The following is a 13561-nucleotide window of genomic DNA, read 5'->3' on the forward strand; positions in this document are numbered from 1 at the left end:
TAGCCCAGGTAGTCAGTAGTCCGGTAATGCAGCCGGGGCAGTCTGTAAAACTGATGGCAATGTCCCTTGTAGGTTCAAGTCCTACCTGACCCACCATCCCTGGCATGTTTGCCATTCGCTTGACGTCCGGCAATTCGCCTTTACAACCATGGGGATGGACCCCCGTGAATCTTTTCAACACCAACTGCGCCCCCTGGGCCTCCACCGAACGGAAGTTCTGGTGGACGCCTTGCTGCGTGAGTTCGGCAACGAGCCGCAGCACGCTTCCGTCGTCCTGGCCCGCGCCCATGCTTTGAGCTTGGCCCCCGTCGAGGGACGACGCGGCGACCTGGTCTGGCAGGTGTGCCACGGCGACGCCGACCGAGCTCCCCAGGTGGATCTCCGGTGGGGGCTTCACCGCTTGACCTTCGACGCTCCCGAGAACGCCTCGACCCTAGACATGGTCCGGGCCTTCGAGCGGCGGCTGGGCGACAAGAACGAGCCCATGGCGTTCAGTGCCATCGCCGACCACGTCTCGCGCCTTACCTCCGCACAACACACAGGGTTGTTCCATGACCTGTCCATGGCGGCTGAAGAAGCGCGCGCAGCTCGCGCCGACGCGAAAAGCCTCCAGGAACATGGCCCCTGGCAAGCGTGGCTGACCGGCGCCTCCCGAGCGGGCCATGAAGCCGCCCTGTTGGCCTGCATTGGCATGGGCGCCAGCGTGCGCATGCCCGATGCCAACGGGAACACGCCGCTCCATCACGCGGCCCGTTTCGGACACGCCCACCTGGTCAGCCCCTTGGTGGAAGCCGGTGCGGACGTCTCGACATTGAACGGGCAGGGCTGGGCACCGCTCCACCTGGCATCGCTCCACAAGCACGCCCGCGTCTGCCTGCAGCTGATGGCCCACGGCGCTAACCCTGAGCAGCCCGGCTGGCGTGGACGCACCCCCACGCGCATGCACCAGCATCAACACCGGCATGAGCAAGCCCAAGCCCTATGACGCCCTGGGCGAGGTGCCCGGCAACGTCGCCCCTTCGCAACCGGTTCGCTACTGGCACCGCGCCTTGCTGGGCGGTGGATTCGTGTTCGGGGTGGTCTACGTCAGCGCCATGGGCGTTGCCTGGCTCATCCCCAACCCGGACGGCCAACTCATCCGCTACAGCGATGCCCTGCAAGGCGGCCTGGTGACTGGCTACCACTTCCTAACCGCTGGCATTTCGGCTCGTGCTCCCGCGCGGGAGTTCATCGAGCTGGTGTCCTATCACCACCCGGTGGCCACCTGGACACGCATCGGGGTTTCGCTTGCGTTGGCGGGTTACTTGGCCGTCCGTGTATTCCTGAAGGAGGCCAAGCCGGTGAGCAACACCTGGCACCTGGCAGGCGCGCAGATGCTGGAAGGCGAGGAGGCCATTGCCGAGGCACGGCGCCGATCACTCACACCCAAGGAGATTGAAGCCGACCCGTTCGCCTTGTCGTTGCATCCTGACCTGATGTTGTCGAAGAAGCAGTGGGCACGTCACGTGCTCCTCACGGGTTCGGTGGGCTCGGGCAAGAGCGTCATCCTTAAGCACATCTTGGAACAGCTGGCGCGGATGAAGGACGCGAAGCTGTTCCTCTACGACATCAAGGGGGATTTCACCTCGATCTTCAAACGGCCCATCCTCGTGTCGCCGTTTGACGCGCGGTCCTACGTGTGGGACGTGGCCGCAGACGTGCGCACGCCCACCCAGGCGGCTGCCTTCGCAGCTTCCCTCATTCCTGAAGGAGAGGGCAGCTCGAAGTTCTGGACCATGGCCGCCCAGGATCTCTTCATCGGGTGCGTGCGTGAGCTGCAGAACACTCAGCCGAGCGCCTGGGGCTTCCCCGAGCTGGCCCAGCTGCTGCGGCGGCCAGCGGTCGCCATGTGCGAGGGCATGCGCTATCACTATCCCCGAGGCGCAGCCCTGGTCGTCAATGCCGAGAGCCAGACCACCGCCAGCGTGCTGTCCACCCTCGGTGGCTTCACCCGCCTCATCGACGATCTGGCCACCGCCTGGCCCAAGGTGGGCAAACGCCGCTTCTCGATGACCGAATGGATTCGAGACGACTACACGGGCCGCAAGCAAATCATCGTTCAATCGGGGCCTGATCCCACGCTGACCAAGGCCTACATCGCCGCCATGATCAACGTGGCCGTTCCGGATCTCATTGGGCCGGGCTTGCCGGACAATGAGGGCGGACGAGGCCTCTACTTCGTGTTCGACGAGCTCACCAGCGCTGGACGGCTCAACATCGACCCATTGTTGGCGCTGGGGCGCAGCAAGGGCGTGGTGGCCGTCATGGCAGTTCAAGACCATGCCCAGATCGAGTTGGTCTATGGCGAGAAGACGGCGCAGGCGTTCTCCTCCCTGGTGGGCACCCATGTGGTGTGCCAAGTGCAGATGGGGGCGACCCGCGACAAGCTCGCAGGCCAGCTGGGCAAGCGCAAGGTGGCGTGGCGTTCGCACGAGGACAATGCGCAGGTCCACGAAGAAAGCCGGGCGCTGATCTCCAGTGGGGAACTCACTGACCGGCTAGGCTTCCGCAAGGGCAAGCACTACGGGCCGGAGAAGTGGGGCATAGAGGCGATCGTCCAGATGGGAGGGGACGTGCTCCTGCTCGCATGGCCAGGGAAGACCTACCCGCAGGTGCGCGAAGGGCAGGAGCCCGCAGAGTGGACCACCAAGCCCGCTGGGCCCGTTGAAGGGGAGGCGACGCAGTCGGCAACGTTGCCGGGCGGGGCGTTTGCTTTCCCTATCACCCAGGGGGGCGTCGAAGACGTCCAGCGCGTGCTGGCCATGACCCCCGAAGAAATCGACGCGCTGTTCAAGCGCTGAGTGGCCTTGCCAACTCTCCGTTTTCTGGGACCTTGGATCAGTCAAGGTTTCGGAGAGTCACATGATCAATTGCACTCCCATCAACGCCCGCGGCAACAACAAGAACAACGCAAACATGTTCGACTACATGTTGGCCACCGAGCGCCTGGCCATCGACAGCGCGGTGGCTTACTACGCCGGCAGCGGTCCCGATCCCCGGAAGACGATCAATTGGGGCGGCAGCCTCGCCGCCGGACTCGGCCTGGAAGGGCAGCCGGTCAATCGCGAGGTGATGGAACTGCTGGGCAAGGGCTTCTCACCCACCGGAAGGCCGTTGTGCAAAAACGCGGGTGAGGAACCCCGGCTGGTCATCAAAAAGGATCGCTGGGGCAACGTGCGTTTGGACGACGACGGCAAGCCGATGGAGAAGTGGGAGGGCGGCCACCGGGTGGGGTTCGATCTGACCATTTCCGCGCCCGGGGACGTGAGCGTGGCCTTCGCGCTTGCGGATGAGCGCGAGAAGCTGGCCATCCTGGCGGCCCACCGCCAAGCCTGCGCCGTGGCCATGGGCTACATCGAGAGCAAGGTGGAAACCCGCCGGGAGAAGGGAGGAAAGGAAGTCATCGGAACGCAGGGCCTGGTGTGGACCGCGGCCGATCACGTCAGCAACCGGAACGTGGAACCCGACCTTCACACCCATCATCTGGTCTACGGGATCTCGAAAGGCGAGGACGGCAAATGGGGCACCTTCGACGCCATCGAGATCTACCGCCACCGCCACGCCGCCGATCACCTCTATAAGGCAGAGCTCTACAGCGCGATGAAAGCGCTGGGCTACGGTATCCAGCGGGAGCGCGAAGTGGACGTCCAAGGACGCGAGACCGGCCAGATCCTCACCAGCATCGCCGGCATCGACCGGGAGCTCGTGCTCCAGACGAAGACCCGCCGCCAGGAAATCCTGGACTACGTCAAGGAACACCCTTCGGCCAGCCACGACGAGGCCTGCAAGGCCACCCGCAAGAAGAAGGAAGAACCGCCGTTCGAGCAGGTGGTCAAGGACTGGCAGCAGACTTTCGCCAACATCGCCAAGGAAAGACCGGATCTGGTCCCCACCACCCAGTCCCTCAAGCAGACCAAAGGGCAACACCTGGACCCACATACATTCGATGAGGTCTTGAAGCGCATGCACGAGAACGAGGCGATGTTCTGCGAGCATGACCTGGTTCGGGAGCTGGGTATGGAATTCGCCGGGCAGAAGAACGCCGAACAGGTGCTCAAGATGGTGAAGGAGTTCACCGAACAGGACGACCTGGTGCGCGTGAAAGCCGAACACCTCCACGAGGACGATCGGGGAAATCGGTTGGCGCGCAAGCACCGCGAGGACCGATTCGCCGCCACCTGGATGGTCGAATGGGAAGCCGAGATCATCCGCCGCTCGAAGGAGCGGGAGAACGAGACGGACCTGAAGCTGTTCCGCTCTACGGTTGACCGGGAGATCGCCGCGTATGAGAAGCGAAAGGGGTTCACCCTCACCGAGGAGCAGAAGGCCGCCATCGGTCACCTGACCTATGGAACCGCAGGTGTCGGCGTCATGTCGGGGTTGGCCGGCACGGGCAAGACCACCGTGGCTGAAGTCTACAAGCAGTGCTTCGAAGCGGAAGGAAAGCAGCTGATGGGGCTGGCAGTCGGTGGCAAGGCCGCCAAGAAGCTGGAGGAAGAGTCCGGCATGCCTTGCATGTCCGTGGCGAAGTTCTTCTCCCAGGTGCGGCAGGGCAAGGTGGCCCTGACGAAGAAGGACGTGGTCGTGCTCGACGAGGCTGGGATGATCGCCACCGGCGATACCTTAAAGCTGATGACCTATTGTCAGCGCATTGGCTGCAAGCTGTTGGTCCAGGGAGACACAGATCAGCTCCAACCCATTGCGGCCGGCAACGGCTTTGAGCTGGCGAAGATGGCCTTGGGTGACACGAAGCTGACCGAGATCCGCCGGCAGAGGAACGCCGGTGACCTGGTCACCGCGAACAGCTTTTACGAGCGGGACCACCACGGGAGGGTCAAGGACATGCGCCGAGGGCACCGGAGCCGCCAAGGCACCCTCGATATGGGTGCGCAGATCCTTCGCAATCTCAAGGAGCGAAATTGCATCGACGACTTCGGCACCGATAAGCAGGCCCTCAAGGCGCTGGTAGACGACTACCTGAAAGACCCCACCCCGATGGACGAGAAGTTGGTGCTGGCCCACACACGGGGAGAGGTCACCACCCTCAACATGGCCATCCGGAAAGGGCTGCAGGAGCAGGGTGTGCTGGACAAGGAAGAGTTCACTTTCCGGTCGATCGTGAAGGGGCAGTGGGAAGACCTGACGCTGTCCCGTCGGGACCGGGTGATGTTCACGGCGACGAACAACGATTTGGGCGTCATAAACGGCACGGAAGGCACCGTGGAGAGCATTCGCAAGGACAAGGCCGGGGGCTACGACTTGGTGGTGCGCATCGAGGCCTCGAACCCGAAGGAGAACGGGCGCCTCGTGCGGTTCAACACGAGCGAGCACAACGCGCTGGCCCACCGGTATGCCATGACCGTCCACAAGTCCCAAGGGCAAGGCAAGGCGGAGATCTACCACCTGGCCACCAACATGGGCATGCTCGACCAGCAATCGGCCCTGGTGGCGTTCACGCGCCTGACCAAGGGCAGCTACCGAATGTATACGACGGACGACGTCATGGAGCGCATGGCCGAACGCCTGGGCACCGAACGCCATAAGGAGATGGCACTGAGCGTCGGACTGTCCGAGACCCAGGCCGCTCCCGTGCGCAACCTGGTCCAGGACGTGGAAGAACTGCTGGCGGGATTGAAGCCGAAACCCCAGGTGCCGGTGCAGAAGCAACGCGGACCCGTGCTCACCCGGTGACGCAGCGGGCCAGCAGCAAGAGGCTGGCTCCCACGAGAATCCACGGCCACCACCGGATGCGTTCCGAGGGACGCCTGCTTGGCGTGCCCAAGGTCCATCGGCACTGGAGGGCCAGGCATCGCACGTGGGGCGTTGCTCGACGGTGGGGGTTGATGACGATGCCAGGTGGCTTGGCGTAGACACGCCAGCCTTCCTTCGACGCCCTCACTCGCCAGGCCTGTTCGTGTGCTTCGGCTTCCGCCCGGGTGGCCGTCACCACGCCCAGCACATGGAACTGGAAGGGACGGTGCCAGCCGCCCTGGCGTGATCGGTGTTGCTTCTCCCGCTGATGCGGGTTAGAGCTCTGGCCGATGTAGCAGCCCCCGTCGTCGAACAACAAGGCGTAAAGGGTGCGGGGCAGGGCGTGATACTTCTCGCTCCGGCCGAGGTTGTGGCGGTGGGTCATGCTCTCTCCGTGAGTGAAACAACCCACTCACGAATAGATCAGATTCGAGGACTGGCAACCCCTTGCGCGTTTCCGATGCCGATCTACCGTGGCTTATCGACCTCGAGAGGGAACAGGCCTTGGACAACCGATGGATGCGCGCAGCCCGAGTGGGCGACACCGACGAACTGAGCCGGCTCCTACAGGCGGGCATGGATCCCGGGCGCTACGTGCTGGTTGATCAGGGCATGGTGTCCCCTATGGCTGAGCAGGTGACGGCGCTTCACCTGGCCGCATTCGGTGGCCACCTCGATGCCTGCCGATTGCTCCTGGCCAATGGCGCGGAAGTGGATGCCCTGACGTTGCCCTTGGAGCGCAGGGAGAGCGGAGACACGCCATTGATGAGAGCCGTGTGGGGTCGCTCGCTCGCGGTGGCCGAATTGCTGCTGGAGGCAGGGGCGGACGTGGACGACGTCGACGGAATGACGGGGGACACGCCGTTGCTGGCTGCGGCACGGTCGGGCCAGCCGTCCATGTGCCAGTTGCTCCTGGAGCACGGCGCGGACCTGGAAGCGTTCAACCAGGACGGCGAGGGGGCCCTGGACCTGGCCGACGATTCGGAAACGCTGGAAGTGCTTCAAGCCTGGCGGGCGGCCCTCAAGGCAGAGCGCTTGGCCCAGTCATGGGCAACGCCACTTCCCGATCTTGGGTCCCGTGCTCGGCTGTAATCACTTAAATGAAAAGCCCGGGACCAGCCCGGGCTCTTCGTGTGGGTCAGCAGGGAGCGAGGCTCACCGTTCGCTGACCTGGTGTTGCTGGAGGAGCGCACCTGCTCCCATCCCAACGGTCGTGTTGTAAATCACATCCAGAACGGCGCCTATAGCGTTCTTGAATGCCTTGCCCTTGTTGCCATTACCTGTATTGCTTGAACGGATTGCTTTCTTCATGACGTTTTCCTCCGTGTTGTCATCGTTGTTGCGGGTGTCACCATTCCTGTTTCGGTTGAAGAACCATCCCTTGGTGAGAGCCAAGGCGATGGAGGCTATCGGCGCTACGACCATCGTGATGGGTAGGGAATTGAACCCCCACCCCTCTGCGAATTTGTTGGGGCCGATTATACGCCCCTCGTGCCCGGAATGCAACTGTAAGTGCTTGTAAATTATAGCAATTCAATTAAGTTCCAGCAGGCACGAACAAGGGCCCCGAAGGGCCCCTGCCGAGACGGATCACCTCCTTTTATCGACCCAAACGAATGGAAATCCCGACCCCGCCCATGGGCTTGGTCTTGCCGCTGCCGAAGGACACGCCGGCACTGACGTTGACGCGTTCCGTCAGGCGGGTGGACCAACCCACGGCGATGGCGGCTTCGTTGCCGTAGAAGCCGACGCCGGCACCGATGGCGACTTCACCAACGGCCAGGCCGTAAGGGCCACCGGCCGCTGCCATCTGGGCCATCGCGGCATTCTGGGCACCAAGGCCGTTGATGCGCTTGTCGGTGTGGTCAAGGCGACGATCAATCTCGATCCACCGGTCATCCAGCGATTGCTGGAGGTTCCACAGCTGCCCACCGTTGACGGCATCCGTGGAGCCTTGCGTTACTCGGCCGTCGGCCACCTGGGTCACCTGCCGGTAGCCCATGGCCACCTGGTTGGATCCCGTGGTGCGGGTGTTGGCGCCGATGGCCACCGAGTTGGTGTGGGTGGCTTGCGCGTTGTAGCCCAGTGCTGCTGCGTTCACGCCCGCCGCCGAAAAGGTGCCAACGGCGGTGCCGTTCTGTTGCGCGACCGTGGCTGATCCAACCGCCGTGGCGTTGTCCGCTTGGGCTCGTGCGTTGTTGCCAAATGCCGAGGCAGCGCGTCCGGTAGCTTTGGCGCTATGACCCACCGCGGAGCTGACGTGTCCGGTAGCCGTAGATCCGACGCCGGCTGCCAGGCTTCCGTTGCGAGCGGTGGCTTGCTTGCCCACGGCAGTGGAGAAGGTTCCCTCTGCAATCGCATCCTCACCGATCGCAGTTGTGGCTGGGCCATGCGCGTTGGCGTTTCGACCCACGGCAATGGCACCAGAGTTATTGTCCCCAGGGTTGGTGTCGGGGTTCGCGACGGCGTTCTCGCCGATGGCGATGCTGCCACTTCCTTCCGCAGACGCGTATCGACCTGCGGCAACGCTGCCGAGCCCGTCAGCGTCAACTTGCGCGTCGTCGGAACCGTCGTTGTTGCCATTGGCCTGGAAGTAGCGGTTAGAACCCGTGCCCTGTCCGTCTTGGCCGCCGGTGGGATTTTGCTCAAGCGTGTGAAGCCGGCCGTCCAGGTCGTAGATGGCCGCTGTCACGTTGGAGTGCGTGTTGCCGCTCGACAGAGTGATGGACGGCGGAACGAACATGCCATTGACGAATCCGGCGCCACCACCGATGGCGGTGGCCATGGTGCGCAGCTGGCCAACGGAAGCCGCGTCGGTGTCGTTTACGCCGTTGGCGAGATTCGTCACGCGACGGTAGATGCCATATCCCGCATTACCAACACTTGCCTCATCGGAATTCGTGCATTCGCTGAAGGAGCCCAAAGCAACGCAACCATCGGCGTCTGCCTTCGACATCGCTCCAATGGCCGTGCCGCGGGAGGCGCCTGCAGAAGCACCTGATCCTAGGGCCGTTCCGAACGTGCCGGATACTGAAGTATTGGAACCGATAGCGGTTCCGCTGTTCGAGGCGGAAGCCCCTGCGCCAAAGGCAGAAGAGTTAACGCCCGTCGATTCTGCTCTCGCACCCACTGCGGTTGCACTCGGCCCGTTCGCGTGGCTCATGTGCCCCACCGAGGTGGTGCTGCAGCCCTGGGAAGTGGCTTCGTTGCCAACCGCGGTAGCCCCCACGCAGGGGTTTCCGTCAATCGTGCCGCCATCTGCCAAGGCTCGTGCACCAATGGCCGTGGAGAGGTCCGTGACCGCATGGGCGCCGTCGCCCACGGCGGTGGTTTCGAGGGCGGTCGCGGTGGCGTTGTTGCCAACCTGGACCTGCGCCATCGCCGTGCCCGAGAACAGGCAGGCGAGCAGCGCCAAGTGAATGAGGGAGCGTTTCATGGTGGGTGTCCTCCGACGAGTAGGGGTGTCTACTCACGAGTAACACGCAGCGGGAAACGCGCAAGGGGGGGTAGAAGAGCTTCCCGACCCGACTACGGGACCGACAGGAGACCTCATCGGGCCGGGAAGCAGCAGGCAAGGAGGAAGCCTGCCTCTTCTTTTCTATACAAGGATTTCAGATTGGCAAGGGGGCCTTGCGCGTTTCCAATTTTCCTTTTGCATGAAGAGTAGACCCGTATGAGTAAGGAGGCCTACTCATGAAATCCCGTTCAATGAAGGCGCTGCTGGCGTCTGTCCTATTCCTCGTTGTCACCGTGCCGGCGCATGCCCACGTTCCTGCCGACTCCATCGCCGATGTCCACGGCAAGAAACCGGGGCTGTTCAAGCGGTTGTTCCACCGCCACAAGGACGCTCCTCAGTGGGACGGCGTCCACCCCGACCTGCGGGCCAAGCTGGAACGGATCCAGCTGCAGATGAAAGAGGAGGGCTATGACCTGCGCCTGGCCGAGGGCTACCGGTCCGAGCAACGCCAGGCCGAACTCCTGGCCAGCCAGAAGGGCGTGACCCAGGTCGGCCCGGGTCGCAGCTGCCACAACCACGGCTTCGCCGCCGACATGGTCATCCACAAGCGGGGGCGACCCAGCTGGAACCTCAAGAACGACCACGTTCGCCAGGGATACGAGCGGTATGGGGAACTGGCCCAGGCGGCCGGCTTGCGGTGGGGTGGGGCTTGGACCGACTTCAAGGACATGCCCCATGTCGAGATGCGCACGCCCTGCCTTCTGGCCATTCGTTCTTATAGGGCCGGACAGGAGGTGAGGGTGGCGGCCGTGGTGCCCGAGCCCTTGCCGCCCCTTTGGCCGGGCTTGGACCCTCTGGCCATCACGCCAGCGGAGGAGTGCGTCGGCTTCGTGTGCCGCCGCCCATGGGAGTGGAGCGTGTCCACGTCGCGTCTCGACTGGAGCGCGTGGTGGTCCTTGCCAATGCCCGTGTTCGAGGGGCCTCAACAGTGCCCGGTGGGCACCGATTTCAGGACGCCGTGGCGGGCTTGATCCTGTTGCGATGGTGTTGCGACGGGTGTTCCCGATTTTTTCAAGAGGAAGCAAAGTTAGCGGAAAGCAGGGGAAATAAGAGCGTTATCTGAACATACGCCAATGGTGCTTCATCAACGGGGTGTGTTCGGGCTTCTTCTCGGTCACGCGGGGTCCACTTGGTCGGCTGGGCAGGGAGCTGCCGCAAAGAGGACCATTGTAGGCGCTGAGCCGTGGTTGGACGAAACTGAAGCGGGCTGTTGGTCCGATCTGCCCGAGCCGGGCAGGGCCTCCGTGGCTACAGGGCGTTGGACCAGCGCGGCAGGGTTGCGTGGCACGGCATGGGCTGCGAGCTTTGCCGGCCAAGGCGCGGGGCATGACGCGAAGTTCAGCCCGCGGGGACCGAGAGAGATGAGCATTCAGCCGCGATTGACGATCGCACCGCAACGAAGGCGCACTGGGGCGTGGCTGCCGCCAGTGAGAGAAGTGGCGCCTGTGTTGCGATACGAAACCGGGTGGATGCCTGATTAGAAATTCAGGGTCAGCGTTGCTCCCACGGTGCGGAAGCTATCGGGTTGCAGGTATTGCATCAAACCGCCGGCGTTGAGTAACGGGGCATATGAAGCGAAGCCGCGGTAGTGCTCATCGAGCAGGTTCCTGGCGTACACCGATACGTTCCAACGCCCATCTTCCGCGCCGATGCCGGCGGATAGATTGGCAACGCCGTAGCCGTCGCTCTTGCTGCTTGATTGCGCGACGGTGTTGTAGAAGGAACTCTTATAGCTCCAGCCGGCGCTTGCATTCGCCGCCAGTCCATTGCCAAGGGAGCGATAGTAGACGCCATTGAGTGAATAGCTGTACTTGGAGACAAAGGCTGGCGCGAACCCAGACAGGTCATCCTGCAGGATGCCATCGACAAGCACGCACTGTGCATCGTCGTCCGCGCTGCAGCGGCCATAGTAGTCGAGGAACTCCGCATCGGTGATGGCACCATTGGCGATAACTGTGAAGTCATCGGTAGGACGCCAGTTGATTTCCAGTTCCATGCCTTGAGTGCGCATCTTGCCAGCATTGGCCATCTCGAAGCCATTGGTCTCCGGCACATACGCCTGTGCCTGGAAGCCCTTGAAATCGGATCGGTACAGGCTGGCGTTCATGGTCAGGCGGCGATCGAGGAATTGCGACTTCACGCCAAGTTCGTACGCAGTGGATTTCTCTGGCTGGATGCGGGAAGAGCCAGTGTTGGTAGGGTCTACGGTCGGGCCTTTGTAGCCGGTGCCCGCACTTGCGTACCACATCAATGTTGGCGTTTGCTGGAACTGTACGGCCACCTTTCCGGAGATGTTATCCCTGGCGATCTCGGCCTCGGAGGCGATGACGGTGTTCATGGGGCGAACTGGCTTTCCGTCTACGAAGGGTACTTCGATCGGTGTCATGCCGGCGACCACTTTGTCATGGGTGTAGCGCAAGCCGGCACTGCCTGACCAGCGATCAGTCAGCTGATAACTAGCGTTGGCATAGAACGCGTGGCTCTTGGTATCCGCGTCCACATGCTGTTTCGGGCCGTTCAGCGAAAGATAGAAGTCCGGTGGGGGAATCTCATAGCTGAAGCCGCCGTAGGCAAAGTACTCGTACGTACTGGCCACGTTTACATAATAGGCGCCCAGTACATAGCTGAGCCGGTCTTCGAACACATTGTCGGCAAGGCGGAACTCCTGGCTGAGCTGGTGCGAGCGGATGGTCGTCAGGTTGTAGTTCAGGTAGTCGGCCGGTGTCTGGTCCATGTCCTGCATCTGGTGGACGCGCGCACCACGATAGGCCGTGATCGAGGTCAGCTGGGCACCATTGGCGAGCTTGAGGTCTGCCTTCCCGGAGAAGCCGGTGACCCCTTGAAACGCTCCGGCATCAGCGTCGGCGTAGCTGCGGAAGTTGTTGCCGCCCACGTTGCCAAACCCGGCAAGCACGTCATTGAAGCCGGTATCGCCGCCCAGCGAGTAAGGTATGGCAACCGAGCGGGTGAACAGTGTCTGGCGGTCGGCAGTCAGCAGAAGATCGAGGTCTTCTGTCGGCGACCACAGCCACTTTCCGCGCACGCCCCTGGCGGTACGGTCACCGATGTTCCAGTCGCGGTGCGGGTTGGTAATCGCGCCGTCCTGTTCGTTGTAATACGCGGATAGACGCAATGCGGAGGTGTCGCCGACGCCGAGGTTGCTGGAGAAGCGCGCCACATGCTCGTTGCGTTGGCCCAGTGACAGCGACAGGGATGAACTGTTGCTGCCAATCTCGGGGTTGCGTGTGCTGATGTTGACTACACCGGCCGATGCGTTCTTTCCGAACAAGGTGCCTTGCGGGCCGCGTAGCACTTCAATGTGCTCGATATCGTTGAACCCAGCCACGCCAGGATCGCGGGGTATGCTGATGACGACGTCATCAACCACGGTGCCGACGGTCTGCTCCGAGGCAACACTGAAGGCTTGGGTGCCAATGCCGCGGACCTGAAAGCCGCCGCTGTTGGCAGTGCCTGCCGTGGCAGAGAACGACACGCCTGGTGCGAGGTACTGCAGGTCAGAGATGCTACTCATGTTGGTGCGGTCAAGCTGTTCGGCGGTGACCACGCTGATGGAGATCGGTGTGCGCTGTAGCGGCTTTACCTGATGTGTTGACCTGACCATGACCGCATCGAGGTCCTTGGTCGTTGGCTCTGCGTTGCTTGCCGTATCCTGGGCCAACGCAGGTTGTGCAGCGGTCAGCGCCGAGAGCAGAGCCAGTGACAGGGGACTGCAACGGATGCTGGTTCGTGGTTGCCGATGTGGGACGTGGGGCGATTGCATCATGCGTTTCTCTCCGATGATGATGTTGCAAGGCCGGCGGAGCCGGGAGGACAGGGATCAAAGTGATGTGGGACAGCTGCCTGGCAGCTGTTGCAGGGGGCAAGGAGGGCAGGGGCGAGGACTGCGCTACCGACGCCTGATCGGTGTGTTTCGCCATGGCGTCGCCAGACCGCGCCCCATCCCGCGCGCAGTGCGCTGGAAACGTGCAGAGGAAAATGGGAACAAATTGGCCCCGTAATACTCAGCCTGGACAAACGTCCAAACTGCAGGGGTAGCTGCTAGGCCAGGGTGCTGTCAGCCGATCTTCGACGCCGGAGACCTTGGCCTGATCGATGCCGCCATTGATTGCGCGTACATCGCTGAGCGTGTTGGCTGCATGGGCCTGGTATTGGCAGCTGGAGAGCCGTCGCGTGCAATGCAATCGCCGCAGGCTTTCTACACAGTTGGTGATGGCGCGGGAGTCGCGTTGGAGC

9 protein-coding genes are annotated in these 13561 nt (G+C 62.7%); 5 read left to right on the top strand and 4 right to left on the bottom strand.

Translation table 11 applies throughout. The features are described 5' to 3' along the window. Window positions 1-220: 220 nt before the first annotated feature. The 3 genes from ACVOLV_RS03820 (at window position 221) to mobF (ending at window position 5730) form a co-directional block, all read left to right on the top strand. Window positions 221-985: an ankyrin repeat domain-containing protein gene (locus tag ACVOLV_RS03820; protein WP_481553215.1), complete on the top strand. Its 765-nt coding sequence runs from the start codon at window positions 221-223 to the stop codon at window positions 983-985. Next, a complete protein-coding gene (locus tag ACVOLV_RS03825) occupies window positions 963-2840 on the top strand; it encodes a helicase HerA-like domain-containing protein (protein WP_481553216.1) in 1878 nt (625 codons plus the stop codon). Before ACVOLV_RS03820 ends, ACVOLV_RS03825 begins: the two co-directional genes overlap by 23 nt. A 61-nt stretch (window positions 2841-2901) precedes the next feature. Further along, window positions 2902-5730, top strand: coding sequence for a MobF family relaxase (gene mobF, locus ACVOLV_RS03830; protein WP_481553217.1), 2829 nt, complete (start codon window positions 2902-2904; stop codon window positions 5728-5730). Here mobF and ACVOLV_RS03835 read toward each other — a convergent pair. Continuing rightward, window positions 5720-6175: a GIY-YIG nuclease family protein gene (locus tag ACVOLV_RS03835; RefSeq protein WP_481553218.1), complete on the bottom strand. Its 456-nt coding sequence runs from the start codon at window positions 6173-6175 to the stop codon at window positions 5720-5722. The genes mobF and ACVOLV_RS03835 overlap by 11 nt on opposite strands. A 62-nt stretch (window positions 6176-6237) precedes the next feature. On the opposite strand from ACVOLV_RS03835, the gene ACVOLV_RS03840 reads away from it, so the two are divergent. Continuing rightward, a complete protein-coding gene (locus tag ACVOLV_RS03840; RefSeq protein WP_481553219.1) occupies window positions 6238-6882 on the top strand; it encodes an ankyrin repeat domain-containing protein in 645 nt (214 codons plus the stop codon). A gap of 63 nt (window positions 6883-6945) precedes the next feature. Here ACVOLV_RS03840 and ACVOLV_RS03845 read toward each other — a convergent pair whose 3' ends face one another. Both ACVOLV_RS03845 and ACVOLV_RS03850 read right to left on the bottom strand, forming a co-directional pair. After that, a complete protein-coding gene (locus tag ACVOLV_RS03845; protein ID WP_481553220.1) occupies window positions 6946-7101 on the bottom strand; it encodes a hypothetical protein in 156 nt (51 codons plus the stop codon). Window positions 7102-7390: 289 nt separating this feature from the next. Continuing rightward, window positions 7391-9226: a YadA-like family protein gene (locus ACVOLV_RS03850; RefSeq protein WP_481553221.1), complete on the bottom strand. Its 1836-nt coding sequence runs from the start codon at window positions 9224-9226 to the stop codon at window positions 7391-7393. Window positions 9227-9483: 257 nt separating this feature from the next. On the opposite strand from ACVOLV_RS03850, the gene ACVOLV_RS03855 reads away from it, so the two are divergent. After that, window positions 9484-10278, top strand: a complete 795-nt coding sequence (locus ACVOLV_RS03855) for a M15 family metallopeptidase (RefSeq protein WP_481553222.1) — start codon at window positions 9484-9486, stop codon at window positions 10276-10278. A gap of 506 nt (window positions 10279-10784) precedes the next feature. On the opposite strand, the gene ACVOLV_RS03860 is transcribed toward ACVOLV_RS03855, so the two are convergent. Further along, window positions 10785-12929: a TonB-dependent receptor gene (locus tag ACVOLV_RS03860; protein ID WP_481553223.1), complete on the bottom strand. Its 2145-nt coding sequence runs from the start codon at window positions 12927-12929 to the stop codon at window positions 10785-10787. Between the last annotated feature and the right edge of the window lie 632 nt (window positions 12930-13561).

It is taken from the genome of Stenotrophomonas sp. STEN023 (assembly GCF_056760135.1).